Annotated in this window: 21 protein-coding genes; 13 read left to right on the top strand and 8 right to left on the bottom strand. The window is 46.7% G+C overall.

Annotated elements, in window-relative coordinates; translation table 11 throughout:
- On the bottom strand, positions 1 to 4,389 hold the full coding sequence (locus tag KHQ79_RS16230) for a multifunctional 2',3'-cyclic-nucleotide 2'-phosphodiesterase/3'-nucleotidase/5'-nucleotidase (RefSeq protein WP_225516056.1): 4,389 nt from the start codon (positions 4,387 to 4,389) through the stop codon (positions 1 to 3).
- A 242-nt stretch (positions 4,390 to 4,631) separates the two neighbouring features.
- On the opposite strand from KHQ79_RS16230, the gene yfkM reads away from it, so the two are divergent.
- On the top strand, positions 4,632 to 5,150 hold the full coding sequence (gene yfkM / locus KHQ79_RS16225) for a general stress protein 18 (protein WP_225516054.1): 519 nt from the start codon (positions 4,632 to 4,634) through the stop codon (positions 5,148 to 5,150).
- Between the two features lie 32 nt (positions 5,151 to 5,182).
- Here the strand turns inward: yfkM and KHQ79_RS16220 are convergent, their stop codons facing one another.
- Entirely contained in the window at positions 5,183 to 6,379 is a 1,197-nt protein-coding gene (locus KHQ79_RS16220) for an MFS transporter (protein WP_225516052.1), read from the bottom strand.
- Between the two features lie 210 nt (positions 6,380 to 6,589).
- A complete protein-coding gene (locus tag KHQ79_RS16215) occupies positions 6,590 to 6,805 on the bottom strand; it encodes a DUF1128 domain-containing protein (RefSeq protein ID WP_003223104.1) in 216 nt (71 codons plus the stop codon).
- 203 nt (positions 6,806 to 7,008) lie between these two features.
- Here KHQ79_RS16215 and yfkJ point away from each other — a divergent pair, with 203 nt between their 5' ends.
- Genes yfkJ through KHQ79_RS16200 form a run of 3 tightly spaced genes read left to right on the top strand, consistent with a single transcriptional unit; the run spans position 7,009 to position 8,668 of the window.
- A complete protein-coding gene (gene yfkJ, locus KHQ79_RS16210) occupies positions 7,009 to 7,479 on the top strand; it encodes a protein-tyrosine-phosphatase (protein WP_003239845.1) in 471 nt (156 codons plus the stop codon).
- 17 nt (positions 7,480 to 7,496) lie between these two features.
- Positions 7,497 to 7,817 (top strand): hypothetical protein, encoded by a 321-nt coding sequence (locus KHQ79_RS16205; RefSeq protein ID WP_088111325.1) that lies wholly within the window; start codon positions 7,497 to 7,499, stop codon positions 7,815 to 7,817.
- A 23-nt stretch (positions 7,818 to 7,840) separates the two neighbouring features.
- Positions 7,841 to 8,668 (top strand): YihY family inner membrane protein, encoded by an 828-nt coding sequence (locus KHQ79_RS16200; RefSeq protein WP_019257785.1) that lies wholly within the window; start codon positions 7,841 to 7,843, stop codon positions 8,666 to 8,668.
- A 198-nt stretch (positions 8,669 to 8,866) separates the two neighbouring features.
- Here the strand turns inward: KHQ79_RS16200 and KHQ79_RS16195 are convergent, their stop codons facing one another.
- Complete coding sequence (locus KHQ79_RS16195; RefSeq protein ID WP_084990678.1) at positions 8,867 to 10,042, bottom strand: MFS transporter; 1,176 nt, start codon at positions 10,040 to 10,042, stop codon at positions 8,867 to 8,869.
- A 168-nt stretch (positions 10,043 to 10,210) separates the two neighbouring features.
- On the opposite strand from KHQ79_RS16195, the gene cax reads away from it, so the two are divergent.
- Together cax and KHQ79_RS16185 are read left to right on the top strand one after the other, a co-directional pair.
- The gene (gene cax, locus KHQ79_RS16190) at positions 10,211 to 11,266 is read left to right on the top strand and encodes a calcium/proton exchanger (RefSeq protein WP_003239837.1); all 1,056 of its coding nucleotides are present in this window, start codon (positions 10,211 to 10,213) and stop codon (positions 11,264 to 11,266) included.
- Between the two features lie 70 nt (positions 11,267 to 11,336).
- Positions 11,337 to 12,131 (top strand): YfkD famly protein, encoded by a 795-nt coding sequence (locus tag KHQ79_RS16185; protein WP_119913553.1) that lies wholly within the window; start codon positions 11,337 to 11,339, stop codon positions 12,129 to 12,131.
- Between the two features lie 38 nt (positions 12,132 to 12,169).
- Here KHQ79_RS16185 and mscC read toward each other — a convergent pair whose 3' ends face one another.
- The gene (mscC, locus tag KHQ79_RS16180) at positions 12,170 to 13,012 is read right to left on the bottom strand and encodes a mechanosensitive ion channel protein MscC (RefSeq protein WP_119913554.1); all 843 of its coding nucleotides are present in this window, start codon (positions 13,010 to 13,012) and stop codon (positions 12,170 to 12,172) included.
- The gene (yfkAB, locus tag KHQ79_RS16175; protein WP_060398170.1) at positions 13,013 to 14,134 is read right to left on the bottom strand and encodes a radical SAM/CxCxxxxC motif protein YfkAB; all 1,122 of its coding nucleotides are present in this window, start codon (positions 14,132 to 14,134) and stop codon (positions 13,013 to 13,015) included.
- A 145-nt stretch (positions 14,135 to 14,279) separates the two neighbouring features.
- Between yfkAB and KHQ79_RS16170 the strand changes: the two genes are divergently transcribed.
- The gene (locus KHQ79_RS16170) at positions 14,280 to 14,465 is read left to right on the top strand and encodes an SE1561 family protein (RefSeq protein WP_003239829.1); all 186 of its coding nucleotides are present in this window, start codon (positions 14,280 to 14,282) and stop codon (positions 14,463 to 14,465) included.
- Positions 14,466 to 14,564: 99 nt separating this feature from the next.
- Complete coding sequence (pdaA, locus tag KHQ79_RS16165) at positions 14,565 to 15,356, top strand: delta-lactam-biosynthetic de-N-acetylase (RefSeq protein WP_060398171.1); 792 nt, start codon at positions 14,565 to 14,567, stop codon at positions 15,354 to 15,356.
- 244 nt (positions 15,357 to 15,600) lie between these two features.
- Here the strand turns inward: pdaA and KHQ79_RS16160 are convergent, their stop codons facing one another.
- Together KHQ79_RS16160 and corA are read right to left on the bottom strand one after the other, a co-directional pair.
- Positions 15,601 to 16,461: an NAD(P)-dependent oxidoreductase gene (locus KHQ79_RS16160; protein ID WP_225516050.1), complete on the bottom strand. Its 861-nt coding sequence runs from the start codon at positions 16,459 to 16,461 to the stop codon at positions 15,601 to 15,603.
- Between the two features lie 83 nt (positions 16,462 to 16,544).
- Positions 16,545 to 17,504 carry a magnesium/cobalt transporter CorA gene (gene corA / locus KHQ79_RS16155; RefSeq protein ID WP_003239822.1) on the bottom strand — a complete coding sequence of 320 codons (960 nt, stop codon included), beginning with the start codon at positions 17,502 to 17,504 and terminating at the stop codon, positions 16,545 to 16,547.
- A gap of 118 nt (positions 17,505 to 17,622) precedes the next feature.
- Between corA and KHQ79_RS16150 the strand changes: the two genes are divergently transcribed.
- The 5 genes from KHQ79_RS16150 to KHQ79_RS16130 all read left to right on the top strand — a co-directional run bounded on the left by KHQ79_RS16150 (position 17,623) and on the right by KHQ79_RS16130 (position 24,323).
- Positions 17,623 to 18,486, top strand: a complete 864-nt coding sequence (locus KHQ79_RS16150; protein WP_225516048.1) for a DNA-3-methyladenine glycosylase family protein — start codon at positions 17,623 to 17,625, stop codon at positions 18,484 to 18,486.
- 113 nt (positions 18,487 to 18,599) lie between these two features.
- Positions 18,600 to 20,000, top strand: a complete 1,401-nt coding sequence (gene rlmD / locus KHQ79_RS16145) for a 23S rRNA (uracil(1939)-C(5))-methyltransferase RlmD (RefSeq protein ID WP_119913559.1) — start codon at positions 18,600 to 18,602, stop codon at positions 19,998 to 20,000.
- Positions 20,001 to 20,454: 454 nt separating this feature from the next.
- Positions 20,455 to 21,438 carry a tRNA dihydrouridine synthase gene (locus KHQ79_RS16140; RefSeq protein ID WP_084990665.1) on the top strand — a complete coding sequence of 328 codons (984 nt, stop codon included), beginning with the start codon at positions 20,455 to 20,457 and terminating at the stop codon, positions 21,436 to 21,438.
- A gap of 146 nt (positions 21,439 to 21,584) precedes the next feature.
- Positions 21,585 to 22,769, top strand: a complete 1,185-nt coding sequence (locus KHQ79_RS16135) for a M20 metallopeptidase family protein (protein ID WP_225516046.1) — start codon at positions 21,585 to 21,587, stop codon at positions 22,767 to 22,769.
- 21 nt (positions 22,770 to 22,790) lie between these two features.
- Positions 22,791 to 24,323 (top strand): AbgT family transporter, encoded by a 1,533-nt coding sequence (locus KHQ79_RS16130; protein ID WP_003239811.1) that lies wholly within the window; start codon positions 22,791 to 22,793, stop codon positions 24,321 to 24,323.
- Positions 24,324 to 24,342: the final 19 nt, after the last annotated feature.

Below are 24,342 nucleotides of genomic sequence, written 5' to 3'. Positions count from 1 at the left end.
TTATGCTTGATTCGCTCTATTCTGTTTTCTCCTCTGATGCAAGTACATTGCCGTTCCGAGCGCGCTGATCAGAAATCCGGCCAAGAGAATCGAGTACATGGATGTGGCTGTATCCGGAAGCAAGCCGCCAGCCGGGCCGTCCGTACCGGATCCGCCCGATCCGTTTCCTCCAGATCCGTTTGTCGGGTCTGTGCCAGGAGGTGTATCATTTCCTCCATTCCCGTCAGTCGGCTGTTTTCCGCCTGGTTTATCAGAGCCTCCGCCATTGCTGCCGTCATCACCGCCTGTCGGCTGATCGGACGGAAATTCGGGCGGTTTGTTATTCTCACCGGAATTTAAGATCGTGTATTCACTGAAGTGGTTTGTGTACCCTGTTACAATATCATCGTCGACTGATCCGTTTTCTGTCTTTGTAAAAGTTTTCTTTTTACGATCAACATGGTAAATGGCAGGGTTATGGGCTTCTTCAATATCAAACATGCGAAGTGAAAGCTGAACGGGTTCTTTAAATGATTTCACTTCTTTTCCTTTTTGCTTCACTGTAAAGTCATATACGTCTCCGATGGACACGTCCAATTCACCGGTAGATTTGATTCCAATTGCAGTGTCCGCGGTTTTAAGGTTCGCCATTGGCATCTTCATGCTGTACCAGTAGTTGAACACCGTCAATGAAGGATCTGACTCTCTTTCTTTCAAAAGCTTGACCTGATCTTCTTTTACTTTAAGATTGATAGGCTTCTCTTGAGATCCTTCATGTGTTTCATAATAGACAAACGGCGAGTTGGCATTTTTCGCATAAATCGCAAATTTGTCTTCATCAAGTGTCCAGCTGCCGTCCTTCTGCTTTGTCGGCAGGAATACTTCTTTGATGCGTCCTTCGATTTTAGGAGAGACCTTGTTTCCTAGTTTTTTCAGCTGTTCGGTGAAAATCTCATAATCCACGTAGCCAAGGTCTTCACCATGGGATGCCTCTGTGAAGACAGAGTATCCGTCTCCTCCGGCGCCGACAAAATTATTCGTTGCCACGCGGTAGGTATCATCCGTATTCAGATCAACTTTGTCTCCGTTAGGCGATTCGAATTTCACGTCTAAAACACGGTGTCCAGGTTCGTTGTTTAATGTAAAGGTATATTCGATTCCGGCCACCTGAGGGAAGGCGCCGCCTCCGTTTTCCACATTGCTTAAGCCTTGTTCAAGGGCTTCTTTGATTTGTTTTCCGGTCAAATCGGCCACGTAAAGCGTGTTGCCGAACGGCATCACGTTCAGCACCTCGCCGAGTGTGATGTCGCCTTTGTCAATGCCGGCTCTGATGCCGCCGCCATTTGTTATCGCTATTCTGGCGCCGGCTGCTTCTTTCGCTTTTGCCAGCATGCCGTCCGCGATGAAGTTTCCGAGGTTGGTTTCCTTCGTGCGCACATGCTCACGCTGGCCGTCAAGCGCGACATCCGTGTAGCCGACTTTTTCATTTTTCACGTCCTCTAATTCACTTTTGAACTGATCGAGCTCTTTTTTGGCTTCTGCGTTTTCTTCTGTATGTTCATCAATCGGCAGTACGCTCAGATTTGATTTGTCTGTTTGCACCACGCCGTTTTCATCAAACGCAACATCAACACGCCCCAAGTATTGGCCGTATTCTTTTGCCTGTGCCACGATCGTCGGCTCTTCGTTGTTCACGACCTCCATTTTGTCAACCAGAGTGTGAGTGTGTCCGCCGATGATCAAGTCAATGCCTTTTACTTTTTTGGCTAGCTCAAGGTCTCGGTTATGCCCGATATGGGTTAAAGCAATGATTTTGTTTACTTTTTCTTCTTCCTGAATCATTTTGACAGTGTTTTGCGCTGTTTCAAACGCATCATGAAATACAATGCTTTTGCCCGGGCTTGATGTGGTGGCTGTATCTTCCGTTGTCAGTCCGAATACAGCGACTTTCTCACCATCAACATCTAACAGAATGTAAGGGTGGATGCCAGGCTCTTTCTTTTCACCCGCCGTAAAGGTTTGCGGCTTTTTGACATATGGTGTCAGCTTAGGTTCATTTGATACATCTACGTTTGCGCTGACGACTGGAAATTTAGGTGCTTCAAAGTGATAGCGGTTTGCCGGATCGACGGTTGTGCTGTTTCCGCTTAGAAAATCAGAAAGCACTGTCGGACCTTTATCAAATTCATGGTTTCCGAAGGTCATGGCGTCATAGCCCATCATGTTCATGAATTTCAAATCGGCTAAACCGTTCCATTTTGTGAAATACAGGTCGCCCGAAAACACATCTCCCGCATCAAGGAGAATGTTGTGATCTGTTTCGTTTCGTACTTCGTTGATTTTCGTCATTCGTCTCGCTGCGTCATCGAGGTGGGCGTGCGTATCATTCGTGTGCATCACAGTCAGATCCCACAGTCCGTCTTTAGGAGGCTCAGGATTTGAATCATCATCGAATTGCAGCTTGTACACACCGTAGCCATCATTGGCAGACTCGCCTACATATGCAACATCATCTGCTTTATCGGCAAATGGCTTGGCCAAAAGCGAGGATTCGAACGTCAAATTCGTTCCGGAAACAGGTGCGATTGACCAGTTGTTGTCCGCTTTTGGATTGACTGTTTTTTGTTCAATAATGTAATCCATCAGTACCTGTCTGTTTTCAACCGCGGAGCCGTGGACAATCTTATCGCTCGTCAGGTGAGGAAAACCGCCGCCTCCGGATGCGCGATAATTATTTGTGACGACGAGAAATTCCTGGCTTGGGCTGATCGGCTTACCTTCATAGGAAAGGTTGATAATCCGTGATGAATCCGCATTGACCACTTTTCCGTTCTCATTGTATTTAGCCGGTTTTGTAACATCGACCTGATATGTGACGCCGTCAATCACGTCAAAATTGTAGGAGCGGAAATTCTCATTCAGCAAGGCTTGATCGCCGCCTTTTGACGGATCAATGTGATTGAATTGGCCTGCTGACATCTCCAGCCAGTCCTTGACCTCGCTTCCTGTCAGCTTGACGATCTGAACGGTATTATCGTAAAGATACAAGTCACCGACATTTTTAATGGCAAGATCTCCGGCCGGAATGTTCGTATAGTAATTGGCCCCGTTTCTGCCGCCTGCTTTAAACGGCGCTCCAGCGGATAAAATCGGCAGGTCCTTGTACTCGGTATCCTTCATTTCTTTTTCGGCGTACCATTTTTGCGCATCGGTCACAACCTGAATGGAAGGGTCATCCTTGACCTGTGCAAAGAAGCTGTTAATATCTGCTTCTGTTTTGCCGACTGGTTTTCTGACATATTCCAGTGTGTTTTGGTGTGTTTGCTGAATGGTGTTTGTGACCGTTTCATTTCGGGATGTGACGGTGCCGGCAATGGATTCAATACTGCCTTTGGAATCTGCCACCTTCCATGAGCCGTCCGTTTTTTCGAGTTTGAGGTCAATCACGCCTAAGTATTTGCCCCAGCTGCTTGGCATGACGACAGGAATGCCGTTAATCGTTCCTTTTTCAACATCGAATTGGGCAGCACCCGCATACTCGGCGGAAGGGAAGAGTCCGTGCTGATGGCCCGAGATGATCGCGTCAATGCCTTTCGTTTTGGTGGCAAGATCAAACACGGCGTTTTCCGCGCCAGACGATTGCGCCTGCTTTTCAATGCCGGTGTGGGCGAGGGCAATAATGACATCTGCGCCTTCCGCCTTCATTTTCGGGATCGTTTCATTGGCGGATTCTACGATATCCTGCACCTGCACCTGACCCTCGAGATTCTTTTTGTCCCATGTCATAATTTGCGGCGGGACAAAGCCTATGTAGCCAACCTTCACTTTCTGCTCATTGCCGTTTTCGTCGGTGACGGTTTTTTCTTTAATGACATACGGCGTATAGCGATTTTCACCGCTTGTTGTTTTGACGTTAGCATTTACAATCGGGAAATCGGCTCCTTTGATCGTGCCGTCCAGAAAGTCGAGCCCGTAGTTGAATTCATGATTGCCCAGTGTGCCGGCGTCGTATTTCAGCGCATTCATGACGCTGATAATCGGGTGGGTTTTCGCACCGGAGATAATGTCGTCTTTTTCATATTTCACCGCGTATTCGCCCAGCGGATTCCCTTGAATCAAGTCGCCGTTATCGACGAGAAGGGTGTTTGGGTTTTGCTGGCGGTGCTTTTGGATCAGCTGTGCCGTTCTTGCCAGGCCAAAATCCGTCGTTTCTTTGTCGCTGTAGTAATCGTAATCCATCATGTTGGCATGAATATCAGTCGTGGCCAAAATACTCAGATGTACCTGAGGGGCCGCGCTTTCTTCTGCATGAATGGGTGGTGTTGGGAGGATTAGGCTAAGTATCATAATTGGGGGCAAAAGAATACGGAGAATGTTACCGACGTGTGTTCGTCTTTTCTGTATTCTCACCAGTTCTCCACCTTTCAACGAAATTTGTGTTACAGCTCCTATTGTAAGAATATTTTGTAACTATTTGTAGGTGTTTCTTTATGATTATTGTAAAAGGGAGAAAAATGAGTATTATGTAACGGCATCAAACGACAGCTGCTGGGTATTTATGCTTAGCGCTTGTCAGATCTGCGGAATGTTTATTTTAGTGTGGCTGGGGTAGAGTGTTTTATGTAGTCATATTAAGCGGGAGGTTATGAATGATGGGGAAAAACATTGCAGTTGTTTTGACAGATTATTTTGAGGACAGCGAGTACACGGAACCTGCGAAAGCCTTTAAAGAAGCGGGACATGAACTGACTGTTATCGAAAATGAAAAAGGAAAAACAGTAAAAGGCAAGCAGGGGAACGCGGAAGTGACGGTTGACGCGTCCATTGATGACGTAAACCCTTCAGACTTTGATGCGCTTTTGATTCCCGGAGGATTTTCACCAGACCAGCTTCGCGCTGATGACCGTTTCGTTCAGTTGACAAAAGCGTTTATGACTGACAAAAAACCGGTATTCGCCATTTGCCACGGCCCGCAGCTCTTAATCAACGCGAAAGCGCTCGATGGCCGAAAAGCAACAGGCTATACGTCCATTCGTGTTGACATGGAAAACGCGGGTGCCGACGTTGTGGACCAGGAAGTGGTCGTTTGCCAAAATCAATTGGTTACAAGCCGCACACCGGATGATATTCCGGCATTTAACCGCGAATCCCTCGCATTGCTTGAGAAATAGAAAAACGGACGCCCGGGGCGTCCGTTTTTTATTTAATTACGGCTTGGAGCAGCCGTCAGTTTTTTGTATCTATAATACAAGAAGGCGGCTGCAGCTGTTCCGATGACTGCTATGCCGAAGTCAAACATAAAGATATGGGCGATGCCTCCCGCTTTTGCGATAAGCCCGGTGGCAATTGGCAACAGAATTGACGCGATGCTTGAAGCGGTCGCTACAATTCCGGTAACGGTTCCTTTTCGCTTCCAGAAAAGCTCTGTCATTAATGTAATGGTAATTTGAAACACACCCGCGGTTGAAAACCCTAAGAAAAAGGCGGTGATGTCCAGCACAACTGGCACATGAACCGTCAGCATGACTGCGAGCGTACATAAAGTAATAACAGGATATAAGAGCGTAATCATGACTGGCTTTACCCATCTGTTCAGCAAAACGGCTAATAATAAAACGGATGTCAGAGATCCTATACTGTAATAGCTCAGCAATTGCACGGATGCTGATTCAGCTAGACCGGCAGCCTTTTGCGCGTAGCTCGGGAGCCAGATTTGAGAAACGGTAAATAAAGCCGTTGATGTAAAACCGATAATGATCAGTGCGGTGCCTTCTTTCTGAAAAACGGGTTCAGACAAGAAAGCGGGAGATTCCTGTTGGCCGCTGCTAGTTGGCATCTTCTGTCTCTTAGGAAACGAAAGCGTTGATAAATAAACGATATTCAGCGCATAGACTGCTGCCGGGAGATAAAAAGCAAATCCGTAAAACAGGCTGTGGTCTGATAAAAATGTGATCAAAAGCGGAAAAAGTGCTGCCCCGACAGACATAAAGGCTTTGACCAAGACATTCGCCGAGCCGGAAGCTGCCGGGAAGAGCTCGGTTAAGGCAGGATAGGTTCCGGCGTCCATCGCTGAATTAGCGACTCCGGCTAATAAGGCGAACACAAACGCCAATTCATAGCTCGGTGATAAAGGAATACCGACTAAAAAGACGGCCATAATTCCTGCAGAAGCGACAACAAGCGGCTTTCTTCCGATTTTATCTGATAAAACGCCGGAAATGCCGTATGTCAGCAGCTTGCCGAATCCAATAGCGGCAATCACATAACTGATGCCGGTCGGGTCTGTATTCCACTGTTTCGTTAAAGAGGACATATTGGATGCGAGAATGATATTGACCATTCCGAGAAAGAAGTAGTTGATATACATTCCGGATGCTGTTTTGATAGATGTCGTTTTCATGCTTGTACTCCTTCAAATCTTTTTCGAACATTTGCTGTTTGATGTTATAAACAGGCATGTCTTGGCCTGTCCGATATTGGAAAGCGTGGGCGCCCTGCCGCAGTATCATGTTTGGCAGTCTGTATTTCTTAATTCATGACGCCTGTCTTAAGGAAAATTGGTTTTGGGGCAATGATAAAAAAGACTCGCCGAGTTTTCGGCCAGTCTCCATTATTTACGAAGTGAGGCTAGCTCTTGAGCAATCGCCTGCATTTCACTTGGGCTGAATGATTGTTTTTTCATCACCATGCTGTGAAGGTACGTGAGGTCTTCGATCTTTTCATCACTGAAATCCTCCGCTTTAATCACGCCGACGTTCAGCATGTTCAGTTTTTGGGAAATCTCTTCAATCATTTGAGTTAACGTTTCTGTATTTGGGCTGGACAAATGGTTCCATCCTTTCTTTGCGCGATATTGGGTATGTTTTATTCTAACAGAATTCGCTCAGAAAAAAACCCTATTCTAAGAGCTGGCTGTTGATTTCAAAAAAGTGGAGACATCAGTTGAAAAGGAAATGAACATCCTACTAAGATATTGATGAAGGTTTCTTTTTAGAGAAATATGGGCAAAGAATAGGGAGGTTGCGCAACATGATAAGCGTGTTATTTGTTTGTTTAGGAAACATTTGCCGGTCTCCGATGGCGGAAGCGATTTTTCGGGACTTGGCAGCCAAAAAAGGATTAGAGGGGAAAATCAAGACGGATTCAGCCGGTATCGGCGGCTGGCACATCGGCAATCCGCCGCATGAAGGAACGCAGGAGATATTGCAGAGAGAAGGAATCAGCTTTGAGGGCATGCTGGCGCGTCAAGTCAGCGAACAGGATCTGGCCGATTTTGATTACATCATTGCGATGGACGCAGAAAATATCGGGAGCCTCAGAAGCATGGCGGGTTTTAAGAACACCTCGCATATCAAAAGGCTCTTGGACTATGTTGAAGATTCAGACCTTGCCGACGTTCCCGATCCTTACTACACAGGGAACTTTGAAGAGGTCTGCCAACTAATCAAATCGGGCTGTGAGCATCTGCTTGCATCCATTCAAAAAGAAAAACAATTGTGAGTGAAAGGAGAATTTGCATGAACAACGAACGTTTAATGCTGAAAGGTATATTTCTCGGAGCTGCGGCAGGCGCGGCGTTATCGCTGCTCCATAAGCCGACAAGACAGGCATGCGGCATGAGATGGCTGACATGCAAGCATAAACTTTCACTGTACAAAAGCAATCCGGAACTGTTGAAAAACACGGTCATCACAAAAGTGGATGAGGCTAAGAAGCTGGCCCAAACGCTGTCAAAAGAAGTCGACTTTGTGAATCAGCAGGTGAAAGAACTGAAGAAAACAACGCCGCAAGTGATGGAGCTCGTACAACAAACGAAAGAGCATTTTACAAAAAAATAATCAAACATGCGAGGTGAGGCGACATGAATTTTTTAAAAGAGCTTTTCAGCAGATATACCCTTCATGAAGGGCAAAGCAAATCAGCGGAGCTGGCGTATTTTTTTCTATTGTCGTTGTTCCCGTTTTTGATTTTTATGCTGACGCTCACCGCGTATCTTCCGCTTTCTACCGATGATGTTCTGGGAGTTGTCGAACAATATGCTCCCGCCAGTGCGATGTCCCTCGTTGAATCCATTACCCATCAAACCTTAAATAATCGAAATGGCGGTTTGCTGTCATTCGGGATTATCGCGGCTTTATGGTCTGCGTCTAATGGAATGAACGCCATCGTCCGCTCGTTAAATCATGCGTATGATGTGGAGGAAAACCGCTCTTTTATCATTGTTCGTCTAACCTCAATTTTTCTGACAATCGCCATGGTATTTACCATTTTAGTGGCTTTGCTTCTGCCGGTATTTGGCCGGCAGATCGGGATGCTTGCTTCAGACTTTGTCGGTGCGTCGGATCTGTTTTTATCCGTTTGGGAGGCGGTTCGCTGGGGTGTCAGCCCGCTTGTGCTGCTGATCGTTTTTTCCGCCCTGTATGTCATCGCGCCGAACAAAAAGCTGTCCCTCCGCTTTGTCATGCCCGGTGCGGTGTTTGCGACCATCGGCTGGATCGTTGTCAGCACCCTGTTTTCATTTTACGTCAGTACGTTTGCAAATTATAGCGCCACATATGGAAGCATCGGGGGAATCATCGTCCTGATGATTTGGTTTTACTTGAGCGGCATTTTAATTATCCTGGGGGGAGAAATCAACGCTCTTTTACATAAACGTAAAAAGCTTCCTGATGAAAATCCCTATTATTAGTGCACCCTATAAACGAACTTCGGTTCAAAAAGATGTCGGGGGGCTATCGTGATGACCAAACATACGAAAAAAGGCGGAAGCCACAATAAACAAAATTCGAAAAGCAAATCGAGCAATAAAACAAGCGGAAGCGCCAACGGACAAAACGGCTATCATTAGCATAAAAGCCTCCTGACGTCATGTCAGGAGGCTTTTTGATTAGGAAGATGAAGAATAAGTCTCAGCCGGTGACCAGCTTTTGGGTTTGCCCAGGACAAGGGCCAGCCATACAGCGCTAAGCGTAAGGGTAATGAAATAAAACAAGTTTGCGCTTTCAAATGTCTGCATATACCAGCCGCCGGCAATCGGGCCAAGGATGCTGCCGAGACTGAATGTAATGCCGCAAAGCAGGTTCCCCGCCGGCAGCAGGTGGGGCGGAAGAAGATCTGTCATATAGCTGATGCCAAGTGTAAAGGTTGATCCGACTGCCATTCCCGCTATAAAAAAGGAGCAGCCGATCACGAAAGGCAAAGGGAATACGCCGGCGATGAAAAAGCAGAGCGCCCCTGTCAGTAAAATGACAAGCAGCACATTCCGTCGCCCGTATTTATCGCTGAGGATGCCGAGCGGAAACTGAAAGATAATGCTGCCAATCGCAAAAGCGGGAAGGATCAGTGCCACTGCATCTACTGTTATTCCCAGTCGGAGCGCGTACACCGGAAAGCTTCCGTTTAGGGCCGTCTCCAAAAAGCCGTAGCCGAATGTAGGCATAAAGGCAACCCATCCAAACAGCATGGCTTGATAAAACCGCCTGAAACTATTGTCTGATTTGGTTTCGTAAGGACTGGTTTCCGGGTATGCATTTTGTAGAAAGAAAACAAAAAGCCACGCAAACAGACTGAAGCAGCCGGACACGATAAAAGGCAGCGCCGGGCTCAGCTTGACAAGCGGAACCATGAACGGGCCCGCGGCAAAGCCAAGACCGAAGGAAAGCCCGTAAATCGACAGGTTTCTTCCGCGGTTTTGTTTCGATGACATGGAGGTCACCCACGTTTGCGTAGAAAAGTGAAGCATGTGGTCGCCGATTCCGATAAACAGGCGAAGCAGGAACCAGATCCAAACCGACTGAAGCCAAACAAATCCGAACAAGCTTACAATCACAATGCTTCCGCCAATGACGATCAGCGGCTTGAATCCGAGCTTTCTGAGTGGCGCCTCCATAAACGGTGAAGCTAAAAGCACGCCGATGTACAGTCCGGTCGCGTGCAGGCCGTTGATGGCGGCCGATTCCCCATTTGTTTCAAAAATGATCGAGATGACAGGCAGCAGCATGCCTTGTGAAAACCCGGAAATGGAAACGAGCAAAACAAGAATAAAGAAATGAAATCGTGACATCGCGTTTGTTCTCCTTATGTGGAATCTATGTTGATCGTACAATGATTTCCAAAAGCAGGCAACCTGAAAAAAGCCTATATCACAGGTAAACATTTGACCTCGTGTAATCATGATGATTTTTGTGAAGAATAAAAATAAAACAAGTCATATAAAAGGAGCCAACTCACCATGAATCGTATCTTTTTTATTTTAGTAGCTGCGGGGATTCCGCTTTCTGTGATCGGCAGTTTCATGCATTGGCCTTCTGCCATTCTCTTTGCAGTGTATTGCATAACGATTATCGCACTTGCAAGCTATATGGGGAGGGCGACAGAAGCGCTGTCCATCATCGCAGGCCCGCGAATCGGCGGTCTTTTAAACGCCACCTTCGGGAATGCGGTTGAGCTGATTATTTCCCTTTTTGCATTAAAGGAAGGCCTGACCGGAATCGTGCTTGCCTCTTTAACCGGTTCAGTGCTGGGGAACCTGCTGCTGGTAGCGGGCCTATCGTTTTTTGTCGGCGGTTTAAAATATAAGCGGCAGGAATTTAATATCCATGATGCGCGCCATAATTCCGGTCTTTTGATTTTTGCCATCATTGTCGCTTTCGTGATTCCGGAGGTATTCTCGGTTGGTATGGGCGACGTGAGCAAGCTTAATTTAAGCATCGGCATCAGCATCATTTTGATTCTGTTGTATGTGGCGGCTCTATACTTTAAGCTCGTCACGCACCGCGGTGTTTATCAGCCGAATCATGCTGCCCAGCATGTGGAAGAGGAGGAGCCGGAATGGTCAGGGAAGGTTGCCACGATTGTTTTGTTTGCCGCAACGATTGCTGTGGCATACATATCCGAAAACCTGGTGCACACATTCCACTCGGTGGCTGAGCAGTTCGGCTGGAGTGAGCTGTTTATCGGGGTCATTATCGTTGCGATTGTCGGTAATGCCGCGGAGCACGCATCAGCCATCATCATGGCCTATAAAAATAAAATGGACATTGCGGTTGAAATCGCAGTCGGTTCCACGCTGCAAATTGCTATGTTTGTCGCACCGGTTCTCGTCATCTGTTCCATCTTTTTCCCGGTAAGCATGCCGCTTGTGTTTACACTGCCGGAGCTAGTGGCGATGGTATCATCGGTTCTCTTGATGATCGCCATTTCGAATGACGGCGATTCCAACTGGTTTGAAGGGGCGACACTGCTTGCCGCATATATCATTATGGCGATCGGCTTTTTCCTTCTTTAACCTAAAAAAATGATGGATAACAATAAAGCGGGATGAAAAGACTAAGGGAAAATGCCATAGAAAGAGTGATATGATGAAAAAGCTATTTCATTCCACACTTATTGTGTTGTTATTCTTTGGTTTTTTCGGCGTTCAGCCCATCCACGCGGAAAAGCAGTTTAAGGTTCCTAATTCTGTCGCAAGCATTTCAAAGGAAAATACGTATCCAAATGCTTCACAGGATCAGCCGATGCTTCAGCCGAGCAAGCTGGCAAAGGAACTGCTCGATCATTCTGAGGTGAAGATTGAAAATCCGCACCTCATCAAAATGCTGAATGAATCCAACATATCCGGCACACCGCTTGCGGTCGGCTACCGGGCAACAATATTTCTCGGGAAATGGGCGCTCGGCTATGAATCAAATGAAACAGTTGCGAACTGGGAATATAAAAAAATCAACACAAACCGTGCAGATAACCGCGGCGGGAAAGAAACGGCTGAAATGCATTATGCCCAGGAACAGCAATACAAAGTAAAGGGCGGCCTCACAGCTAAGGTTCCAAATGCGGAAGATGTCAAAAGCATGATGATGCTGAAAGCGATGAAAAAAACGAACCTTCCGCTTGCATTTGATACAGTCGTCGGAGCGGGTACAAAGCGGGATCAGATTTATAAAGTCGCTCCTAAAAAAATCGGTTATTTAAATGCATATGCACCGGCTGTGAATGAAAAAGGAAAAGTGACTTACGGAGAAGTGTACTTAGTGCTGAAAGGGAATAAACGAAAACTTGTCGTGAAAAATGTCACGTCACAGGGTATCGGCGCCTGGATTCCGGTTCAAGACCACGTCTCGTTTGGCTTTCAGCTTTCCTCACAGCCAAGATAAACAAAAAACTGATTCCAACTCGGAATCAGTTTTTTTATTTATTGCGTTCTCTCGATTCTGACCGCTTCCTCAAGCATTTGCACATTGTTTTGGTACAGCTGGCGAACGAGAACCCGTCTTACTGCAAGGCTGGCACTGAAATAATCATCATCTTTCACCATGCCTTTTACCGTAAATTCGACGCCGCGATTGATTTTATTCAATGCGGTGATTCCGTGGATTTGAAACGGTTCTGTCGGATTGCCGAATTCATCCCGCTTCAATGATTCCCGAAGCTCTTCATTCAGCATGTCACATGCCTCTTCCAATACGCTGTACACGCGGTCCGGATCTTCTTTAAAGCTGATGAGAAAGGATTCGGTAATCCGCATAAAATCGATATTATAGTTCTCTATCTGTCTGACCTCACCGTTGCTGATGGTGAGAAGCTTCCCGCTCCATTCCCGGATTTGCAGAGAGCGAAGGCCGATTTCTTCCACTGTCCCGTTAAACAAATTGTTGACGGTGACATAATCGCCTTTGTGCAGCTGGCGTTCATAAATTAAGAACACACCCGCCAGCACATCCTTAATCAGCGATTGGGCGCCAAAACCGATCACGATACCGGCCACGCCTGCCCCGGCTAAAATTTTGCCGAAATCATGCACAAATAAAGAAATAACGTAAAAGATAAAACCAATCGTCGCCGTATACTGGGTGACAGAACGGACAAGGCTTTCAATTGTTTTTTCTTTTCTTTCTTCAATAAAGTCCGTCCGTTTAAAAAATAGCTGCACCAATCGGTTGATGATAAAGACACCGATCCAAAGGATAACGGCAACGAGGAGAATATCGACGATTTTATTCTGAAAAATCTCCGTAAGTGTTTCTTCCATCCGCATCTAACTCCTGGCTTGACGTTTTGTGAAATCTGTATTCTGATAATAACTGTTTTTGACGAGAACATTCGGCCCGAGGCATCGGACATTCGGGCAGTGGCAATTCAGTTCTTTCGCAAGCTTGGTCCCTCTCCATTTTTCATAGGCGGAAGGGAGGCTGTCCGTCTGAATATTGCCAAGCGGCGGTGTATCGCCGAAATCGGTCACGATAATGTTTCCGTCGAAAATGTTCACATTCAGGCGGGAACGGCCGTCAGGGTCATTTCTCACCGTGACGTTTTTCGCCGCGCGAAGCCGGCGAAGCAGCTTTTGATCCTCTTCGTCTGAACTGCAGGCATAAAACGGAAGTGTCCCGAACAGCATCCACGTATTTTCATCACGAATATCCAGCAAGCGGTGAATGGCCTGTCTCATCTCTTTCAGGCTGAGAGATTCAAGAGCGCTTGCGAAATCGCTCGGATACATCGGATGGACTTCGTGACGCTGACATTTCATATCTTCTGTGATTTGGCGGTGAATATGCTCAATATGAGGAAGTGTGCGTTTATTAAGCATTGTTTCCGCAGATACCATCACCCCGGCTTCCACAAGCGTGCGGCTGTTTTCGATCATTTTTTCAAAATAACGCGCGCGCTGTTCGAAGGTCGGTTTTCTGTCCATCATGGCAAATCCGATTTCAGCAAAATCCTCAACTGTACCCCAGTTATGAGAAATATGAAGCACATCAAGATACGGAATAATCCATTCGTATCGTTCAATATCAAGGGTCAGGTTGGAATTGATCTGCGTCCTCACACCCCGCTCATGGGCGTATTTCAATAATGGAACGACATATTCCTTTACTGATTTTAACGAAAGCATCGGCTCTCCGCCTGTAATACTGATGGATCGCAGGCGCGGGATTTCCTCCAGCCGTTTTAACAGAAGATCTATTGGCAGAGCATTCGGGTCTTTAGGCTGCAAGGTATAGCCTACAGCGCAATGCTCGCATCTCATATTGCACAGTGTCGTCGTTGTGAATTCAACGTTTGTCAGCTGCATTTCGCCATACTGCTCAACATCCATATAGGCTTCCCAAGGGTCAAACTCGGGTGTAATCGGACGCAGCTTCGTGTTTTGTGTCATGACTATCTAACTCCTTTATAAATGGGGCATACTAACGCTGCCAACAGTTAATTTTAGACCTGAATTGACAAGTTCGCAAGTAGCGGAACGATTGAAAAACGGCAAAAAATGAGCTACCATAATAAAAAATGAATGGAGGAACAGAATGGGGAACGCAGTAAACAATAAGGATCAGCAGCTAGATTATTTAAAGAACAGACTTGATATGTTTATGAACGTCATCGATTCATTAGACCCTGAAGCAACCGACGTTGAAGATATAGATAGGCTTATCAGCATGCTTGATGACTTGGAAGCCAAATACGAACGCTTTAAAAAAGATTGGGAATAAAACCGCGCATGCCGCGGTTTTTTATATTGGCATAAAGCGTCAGTATAAAACGAAGGACCTTTCTGTAAAATAAGAAAAAATGCAGAAGGAGCGCTGGCCATGAAGTGGATGTGTTCAATATGCTGCGCCGCCGTCTTGCTTGCCGGGGGCGCAGCACAGGCGGAAGCGGTGCCGAATGAGCCGATTAACTGGGGCTTTAAACGAAGTGTCAATCATCAGCCGCCTGATGCCGGGAAGCAGCTGAACAGTTTAATTGAAAAATATGACGCGTTTTATTTAGGCAATACAAAGGAAAAAACGATTTACTTAACGTTTGATAACGGCTATGAAAATGGCTATACGCCAAAAGTGCTTGATGTCTTAAAAAAACATCGCGTAACAGGAACGTTTTTTGTCACAGGGCATTTCGTAAAGGATCAGCCTGAGCTGATCAAACGAATGTCAGATGAAGGGCATATTATCGGCAACCATTCCTTTCACCATCCGGATTTGACGAAAAAAACAGCTGACCAGATTCAAGACGAACTTGATTCCGTCAACGAAGAGGTCTATAAAATTACGGGAAAGCAGGACAACCTGTATCTGCGCCCGCCCCGCGGCGTGTTCAGTGAGTATGTGCTAAAAGAAACGAAACGCTTAGGCTATCAAACCGTTTTCTGGTCGGTCGCTTTTGTTGATTGGAAAATCAACAACCAAAAAGGGAAGAAATATGCCTACGATCATATGATCAAGCAGGCGCATCCAGGAGCCATTTACCTGCTTCACACCGTATCGAGGGACAATGCCGAAGCTCTGGATGATGCGATCACAGATCTGAAAAAACAAGGCTATACATTTAAAAGCATTGATGATTTGATGTTTGAGAAAGAGATGAAGCTGCCGTCTTTGTAACAGGAAAGCCCCTCCTTAAACGGAGAGGCTTTTCAGCGTGTCGACAAACCCTCGCATTCGTTGTCAGGCCTGCGCTTCGGTGCTCACGAATTTCAACATTCGCTGTGCTCCAATGCTCGGCCTTCCTAGACTTCAAGGGTTTTCAATCACGCTGAAAAGATGACAAAATCCTAAAACCATAACCCGTTTTAGGATTTTGTCAACAATCTGAAAAGCCCCTCCTTAAACGGAGAGGCTTTTCTCATTACTTTATACATTTAATCAGTGCGGCCCAATCCAGATCTCCGAAGCCTTGTTCAATCCCGCTTTCAAAATGGCTCTTGGCCAGCTCGGCAAGAGGGAGGTTTGCAGAGACTCGTTCTGCGGCGGCGAGTGCCAGATTGGTATCCTTGAGACCTAAGGTCATTTTGAAACCGGCCGGCTCAAATTTCTGCTCGGCCATGATGGTTCCGTAATTTTGATAGACAGGAGAGCCAAAGAGCGCGCTGGCGATTTCTAAAAATTGTTTTTGTTCTAAGCCGTACTTTTCCATCAGTAAGAATGATTCAGATAATGCCTCAAGCATAGACACGAGCAAGAAATTGATGCTGATTTTGGCTGCATTTGCAGTCTTGCTTTCATCGCCGACGTCAAATACCTGCTGACTCAGGCTGTCAAGCAGAGGCTTGGCTGTTTGCTTTGCTTCCGCTGGTCCGGCTGTTATGATGCGGAGCGCGGCTTTGGCGGCGGCATCCGGCCTGCCGAGCACAGGAGCGGCGAGGAAGGATTGTCCTTTCTCCGCATGAGCTGCTGCGAGCTTTTCTGAGAACTCAACACTGATCGTGCTCATCGAGATGTGAATGCCGTTCTCTGTTAATCCTTCAATCAATCCGTCTTCTCCAAATGTCACGGCGCTGACAGAATCGTCATCTGAAAGCATCGTTATGACAATATCAGCTGACTCTGCCGCCTGTCGCGGCGTGTCAGCTGCCTGTGCGCCTTCTGATGCAAGTTCTTCCGTCTTTTGTTTAGTTCGATTATAAACAGTCAATTTGTAGCCTGCTTGAAGCACATTTCTGGCAATGGGCTGTCCCATATTGCCGAGTCCGATGACAGCGATTTTCAATCTGATCACTCCCTGAATATTTTTTCCATTATAAACAAAAGAACATGATCTGCCAACATAAAAAGAACAGCTTCACGCTGTCCTCATTTAAATATATTGAACCATCCTTTATGTACAAACCATATCAGCATCCCGATCACAAGCGCGGCCATAAGGCCGAGCACGGCAAAATATCCGTATTTCCAATGCAGCTCCGGCATGTTGTCGAAGTTCATGCCGTATACCCCGGCGATAAAGGTGAGCGGAATAAAAATGGTTGACACGATCGTCAGTGTCATCATAATCGCGTTCATCCGGTTTGAATTCAGTGTCACGTAGCTGTCGCGCAAGTCGGACGTCATGTCACGGTTGGATTCCACAATCTCAGACAATTTTAACAAATGATCGTATATGTCACTGAAGTAGGCTTTCGTTTCCCGCTGCTCTTTCACATGGTCTAGGCTTAAAATCCGATAGAGTAAATCACGCATTGGAATAATTGTCCGTCTCAAGTGCAAAAGGTCTGTCCTGAGATCAAACACCTCATTCATCAGTGTTCCGTACGTTTTGTGGGGCCGGCTTTCTTCAATTTCGTTTAGCCGGTCTTCAATTTTGTACACGAGAGGAAAATACTCATCAACAAGCTGATCCATGATCATATAAGAAATGTGCCCAGGCCCTTTTTTAAATATGTCGGGTGAAGCATACAATCGCTCCCGGACTTTGGCGATACCGGGTGTTTCGTGTAAATGAAAGGTGACGACAAATTTGTCTCCTTGAAAGATATCGACTTCCTCCGTCTCCAGCGTTTCCTTATTCAACGCATGAATCACGTAGAACCGATAGCCGTCATAATGGTCAAGCTTCGGTCGCTGCATATGCTGGAAGCAATCCTCAATGGCAAGCGGGTGAAAATGAAAAAAATCTCTCAATAACGCCGTTTCCGTATCCTCCGGGCCGTAAAAATCAACCCAGTACCATGCAATATCAGGCTGTTCCACACGTTCGATTGGTATATTTTTCAGCAGCTGATGCTCTGTTGTAATTGCGGTAATGTTGATCATAAACAACCCTCCACCTGCCATTATATCATGCGGCCTTTATGAGAAAAGTATACGGTGTTCTCTGCCTATTTCCAGCGGCGTGTTATACTGAACAAAAAACGGAAAAAGGGTGGATTGCATGTGGAAGGAAAACGTATCTGTCACGCCTCCGTACCATTTTGACCGGGTGTTGGACAGACTGTCTTTAGATCCCCTCAATGCGGTAGATAAAGAAGCGCGGGAAATCCGCGTGCCGATCAGAAACCAGGCGGGGGACGTGTGTATTGTGAAGGTACAGGCGTTAGGCCATGCGGCCGAGCCTGATTTTCTCGTCAGCGGGGAAACGGATCAGGATGAGATGATGAAGGAAATCAAGCGGATTTTTCAATGGGAACATGATTTGCATCACGTTCTCGATCATTTTTCGAAAACGAGTCTGTCCGCCATTTTTGAAGAGCATGCAGGCACGCCGCTTGTACTGGACTACAGCGTGTACAACTGCATCATGAAATGCATCATCCACCAGCAGCTCAATCTTTCCTTCGCTTACACGTTAACAGAACGGTTTGTCCATGCGTTTGGCAAGCAGAAGGACGGCGTGTGGTGCTATCCAAAGCCGGAAACGATTGCGGAACTCGATTATCAGGATCTTCGCGATCTGCAATTCAGCATGAGAAAAGCGGAATACGCCATTGATACATCAAGGATGATCGCAGAAGGCACACTCGACTTGTCAGAGCTTCCGAATATGACGGATGAAGACATTATGAAGAAACTGATCAAAATCAGAGGCATCGGCCCGTGGACCGTGCAAAACGTCCTCATGTTCGGCCTTGGACGCCCTAATTTATTCCCGCTTGCCGATATCGGTCTCCAGAATGCGATCAAACGCCATTTTCAGCTGGACGATAAGCCGGCAAAGGATATCATGCTGGCGATGAGCAAGGAGTGGGAGCCTTACTTAAGCTATGCGTCTCTGTATTTGTGGAGGAGTATCGAATAATTCGTCTGACAATGAAGGAAATCCTGCAAACGTGTTATACTAGAAAGATGTGAAAAAACATTTCACTTTCTGCCATCTGCAGAAAGCTTCATTATAGAAACGGAGAGAACAACGTGAATCAACAAAAGAAACAGGCGCCCGTCGAACTGAAAGTCGGACAAACCTTTCCGCTGACGATTAAGCGTCTCGGCATTAACGGTGAAGGTGTCGGCTACTTTAAGAAAAAAGTCGTCTTTGTGCCCGGCGCGCTTCCTGGTGAAGAGGTTGTCGTGCAGGCCACAAAGGTTCAGCCGAAGTTTTCGGAGGGGCGCATTAAGAAGATCCGCAAATCGTCGGAGCACCGCGTGGCACCGCCTTGTCCTGTCTATGAACAGTGCGGTGGCTGCCAGCTTCAGCACCTTGCATACAGCCAGCAGCTTCGGGAAAAACGAGACATCGTCATTCAGTCGCTTGAGCGCCATACGAAGTTTAAAATAGAGAACATGGAAATCAAAGAAACGATCGGCATGGACAACCCGTGGAATTACCGCAACAAAAGCCAATTCCAAATCGGGCGCTCGCAAAGCGGCAGCATCATCGCCGGCTTATACGGCCTTGATTCTCATGATATTGTGCCGATTAAAGACTGCGTCGTCCAGCATCCGGCAACAAATAAAACAACAGGAATCGTCCGCCGCATTTTAGAGGATTTCAATGTGTCTGTTTATAATGAACGGAAGCGAAAAGGCGACGTTCGCACCATTGTGACGCGAGTCGGCTTTGAAACAGGCGAAGTGCAGGTCGTGCTTGTGACAGCAAAAGAAACGCTTCCGCACAAGGAAGAAATCGTCAAAGCGATCCAAAAGCGCCTGCCAGAGGTCAAATCCATTATCCAAAATGTAAACGGAGCGAAAACCTCTGTGATTTTCGGTGAGAAAACAAAACCGCTCGCCGGAAAAACAGTGATCCAAGAGGTGCTTGGCGACGTATCATTTGAACTGAGCGCCCGCGCTTTCTTCCAGCTCAACCCGGAGCAAACCGTCAAGCTGTATGACGAAGTGAAAAAAGCGGCGCAGCTGACCGGAAAAGAAAAAGTCGTTGACGCGTATTGCGGCGTCGGCACCATCGGAATGTGGGTGGCGGACGGAGCGAAGGAAGTCCGCGGCATGGACGTCATCAAGGAATCAATTGATGATGCCAAGAAAAACGCCAAAAAACACGGCATGACAAATGCCACATACGTAACAGGAACAGCTGAGCATTGGCTCCCGAAATGGACGAAAGAAGGCTTCCGTCCGGACGTCGTTATCGTCGACCCGCCAAGAACCGGCTGTGACAGCACGTTCCTGGACACGATCAAAAAAGTCAAACCGAAACGCTTTGTCTACGTTTCTTGCAATCCATCCACGCTTGCGAAGGACTTGCAGGCGCTGTCGAAAGATTATCGCGTGGAATATATTCAGCCTGTGGATATGTTTCCGCAGACGGCTCATGTGGAAGCTGTAGCGAAGCTTGTATTGAAATCGTCTAACTAAAATAAACAATTCCTAATCAGACTTGGATTCCGGTAAAATAAACAATTCCGGTTTCCGGGTCTTTTTCATGCGCCGCCCTTGTCCGGTCTGTAATTTCTCGGGTTTTTTCAATAAGAATCCCGGGATTTTTAAGATCCAAACCAATTCAATATCTTAGCGATACTTTCTTTCACAAATTTGGGTAGGGGCGCAGAAACAAGTATGTGATACTCGTCCATCTAAAAAATACTCAGGAGTATACTGTATAAATCTCGATAATATACCTAGCCTATGATCTAAACTGCCTTTTCTCACTGGTTTTCTTTGCACTTGGTAAAGATTTAAATGTTCAAAATTTACTATAGTTTGATAAGAAGTGCTGAAGCATGCTATAAGTGTAAAAGAAGCATGATCAGCTTTTTAATTTGGGATAAAGATTTGGCCGTCTCCCATAATGAAAGGATTTGAATTTGTTATGATAGATAATTTCTGGCGTGAATTACCACGACCTTTTTTTGTACTGGCACCAATGGAAGATGTGACGGATGTTGTTTTCCGCCATGTAGTGAGTGAAGCTGGCAGACCGGATGTGTTTTTTACAGAGTTTACAAACTCGGAGAGCTATTGTCACCCGGATGGGAAGGATAGTGTGCGTGGCCGTTTGACTTTCACAGAGGATGAACAGCCAATGGTTGCCCACATATGGGGGGATAAGCCTGAAAACTTTCGCCAAATGAGTATTGGGATGGCGGAATTAGGGTTTAAGGGTCTGGATATCAATATGGGCTGCCCTGTGCCTAATGTGGCAGGGAATGGAAAGGGAAGCGGCCTTATTTGTCGTCCAGAGGTTGCAGCAGAACTAATACAAGCTGCAAAAGCAGGTGGATTGCCAGTAAGCGTGAAAACAAGGCTTGGTTACACGGATATAGATGAATGGCGTGATTGGCTGACACATGTATTGAAGCAGGATATTGCTAATCTTTCCATTCATCTGCGTACAAGAGCTGAAATGAGTAAAGTGGATGCGCATTGGGAACTCATCCCGGAGATTAAGAAACTTCGTGACGAGGTGGCGCCAGATACACTTTTGACGATCAATGGTGATATTCCTGACCGCCAAACTGGTTTGAAGCTCGCTGAACAATATGGTGTTGATGGGATTATGATCGGACGCGGTATTTTTACAAATCCGTTTGCCTTTGAAAAGGAACCGAAAGAACATAGCAGTAAGGAATTGCTTGATCTCTTAAGGCTGCATCTGGATCTCCATGATGAATATTCTAAAACAGAAGCTCGTGCGTACAAGCCTCTTCCTCGCTTTTTCAAGATATATCTCCGTGGATTCCGCGGGGCAAGTGAATTAAGAAATCAATGCATGAACACAAAGTCAACAGATGAAGTGCGTGCATTGCTCGATGACTTTGAGAGAAAGTATCTTGATGGGGTGGAAGAGCAGTAGAAGAGGAAATCTGTCAGATTTCCTCTTCTTTTTTTGATCCATGTCACCTTTAATAAGTCAGATTGTCTGACATTCCGATTGAACCAGCGCCATATAATCAATAAAGTAAATGCAAGAGTTTCTAAAAACGATTGGGGGCTGGAAGCATGATGGATGAATATGCCGCTACGTACAAGAATGTGATTGGATGGAGGAGACATCTCCATCAATACCCAGAGCTGTCCTTTCAAGAAGAAAAAACAGCTCAATTTGTATATGATACGCTTTCTTCTTTTGGCAACCTTGACATCAGCCGTCCGACAAGGACAAGCGTGGTCGCTCGGCTGATCGGTTCCCGGACCGGTAAACGCATTGGGCTGCGTGCTGATATGGACGCCCTGCCGATTCAGGAGGAGCATGAGAGCGATTTTTCTTCCCTGCATTCGGGTGTGATGCATGCCTGCGGCCATGATGGGCATACCGCTATGCTGCTTGGGGCGGCTGAGATATTATCTCAGAGAAAGGACGAAATCAGAGGAGAAGTCTATTTCATTTTTCAGCATGCTGAGGAGGTTCATCCCGGCGGAGCGCAGGAAATGGTGCAGGCCGGTGTTACCGATCATCTTGATATGTGCTTAGCCATCCATCTGTTTTCTGCCATGCCATTAGGAAAAATCGGTCTGGCATCAGGTGCTGTCACTGCGAATTCTGACCGCTTTGATATCACGATTCAAGGAAAAGGCGGACACGCCTCCCAGCCCGAACAGTGCGTCGATCCGCTCGTGATCGCCTCTCAGCTGATTTCTCATTTGCAAACCATATCCTCGAGACATACAGATCCAGCTGAAAGGCTGGTGCTCTCCGTCACGATGTGCAGCGCAGGCTCAGCCTTCAATGTCATCCCAGATACCGTAACGCTGGGCGGGACATTGCGAACGTTTAAGGAAGAAATCCGGGAACAGGCGAAACTGCGGATGGAGCAGATCATAAAAGGTGTAACCGAAGCCCACGGCGCCTCATATGAATTTGATTTTCGCCATGGATACAAATCTGTTGTAAACGATCGGGATATCACCGAGCTTGTGAAACAAGCAGCAGTAAGTCTTTGGGGAGAGGGACAGGTATTTCCGTTAGAACCGATGATGGGCGGTGAGGATTTCTCCGCATTTTCTGAACGAGTGCCGAGCTGTTACATCGCTTTGGGAGCGGGAGGCGAGGAGATGATCTATCCTCATCACCATTCTAAATTCACATTTGACGAAAACGCATTACCAGCAGGCGTTAAATTATTTGTAAATTCAGTCTTTTTTATTCTCAATTCCCATCATACGTTTTCTGTAAAGGCATACTAAAACCGATTATAGGAGGGCGCTATGGCTAAACATCTGCCGGAAATGACTGCTGATTCTTTACAAAAGATTGAGCATAAAGGAATATTAAAGTGGATCGAAAAGGCTGGAAACAAGCTGCCTGATCCTTTTATGCTGTTTATCTACTTATCTATGATCGTCATCGCCATGTCTGTTTTGCTGGCTGGAAACGCAGTAACACATCCGGCGGACGGCAAAGCAATAGCAGTCAAAAGTTTGCTTAGCACCGAGGGCATTCACTGGATGCTGACGGAAGCGGTAAACAACTTTGTTCAATTTCCGCCGCTCGGCCTTGTGCTTACAATGGTGCTCGGCATCGGGCTGGCGGAACGGGTCGGTTTAATTGAAGCTGTGTTGCAGAAGATGATGGCCCACATTCCGAAAGCGATCATCAGCTATTCCGTTGTATTTGTCGGGATTTTAGGGAATCTGGCTTCCGATGCGGCATGGGTGATTATTCCGCCGGTAGGCGCGCTGATTTTCATGGCAGCCGGCCGTCATCCGCTCGCCGGATTTGCGGCCGCTTCAGCAGGGGTAGGATCAGGTTTTACGGCCAACCTGATGATTGCCGGGACAGATGCGCTGCTTTCTGGCATCACCACAAAGGTCGCCCAAACGATCGACAAAAATGCTCACGTGTCCGCTGTTGATAACTGGTTTTTCATGGCCGCTTCCGTGTTTGTTTTAGCCTTTATCGGAGCATGGGTGACAGACAAAATCGTTGAACCCCGGCTTGGCAGTTACCGCGGCGAATATCAGCCGGAAATGGCGGCTTTAACGAAAAAAGAGATCAAAGCGCTGAAGGGGGCAGGGGCTGCGGCTCTCTTATACGCGGGCATCATTGCGATATTAGTCGTTCCGGAGGGAGCGCTCCTGCGAGATCCTGAAAACGGCTCAATTCTTTCCTCACCTTTTCTGAAAGGCATTATCCCAATCATTTTACTGTTTTTTGTTACTGTATCGGTTGTCTACGGCATCATGGCCGGACGCATTAAGGATCAGACAGATGTTCCGAAGCTGATGGGTGATTCCGTTAAAGGCATGTCAGGTTTTATTGTGCTCGTATTTGTCATTTCTCAGTTTATCGCTTTTTTCACATGGAGCAATATGGGGATTTTTATGGCGGTAAAAGGCGCTGACTTTCTGCAATCTATTCATCTAACGGGATTCCCTGTATTAATCGGATTTTCGTTGCTGACGTGTATCGTCAGTCTGTTTATTACGAGCGGTTCCGCGTTATGGGCGCTGCTGGCACCCGTGTTTATTCCGATGCTGATGCTACTGGATTTCCATCCCGCTTTTATTCAAATCGCCTATCGGATAGCGGACTCTGCCACCAACACCATCACGCCGATGAATCCTTATTTGCCGATGCTGCTGGCGTACTATAAGCGCTACAAAACAGATGCGGGGTTTGGAACCGTGATTTCAACAATGATTCCGTATACGGTTCTGTTCTTCTTGGCGTGGCTGCTCATGATGTTTATTTGGTACGTATTTGGCTGGCCAATCGGGCCGGGCGTCTATGCAAAGTAAAAACAACAAAGGGTGGGAG

The organism is Bacillus sp. TSO22, assembly GCF_020223595.1.
Classification (GTDB): domain Bacteria; phylum Bacillota; class Bacilli; order Bacillales; family Bacillaceae; genus Bacillus; species Bacillus inaquosorum.
Note: the sequence above shows the minus strand (reverse complement) of the source record. Positions and strands in the feature narration are given on the sequence as shown.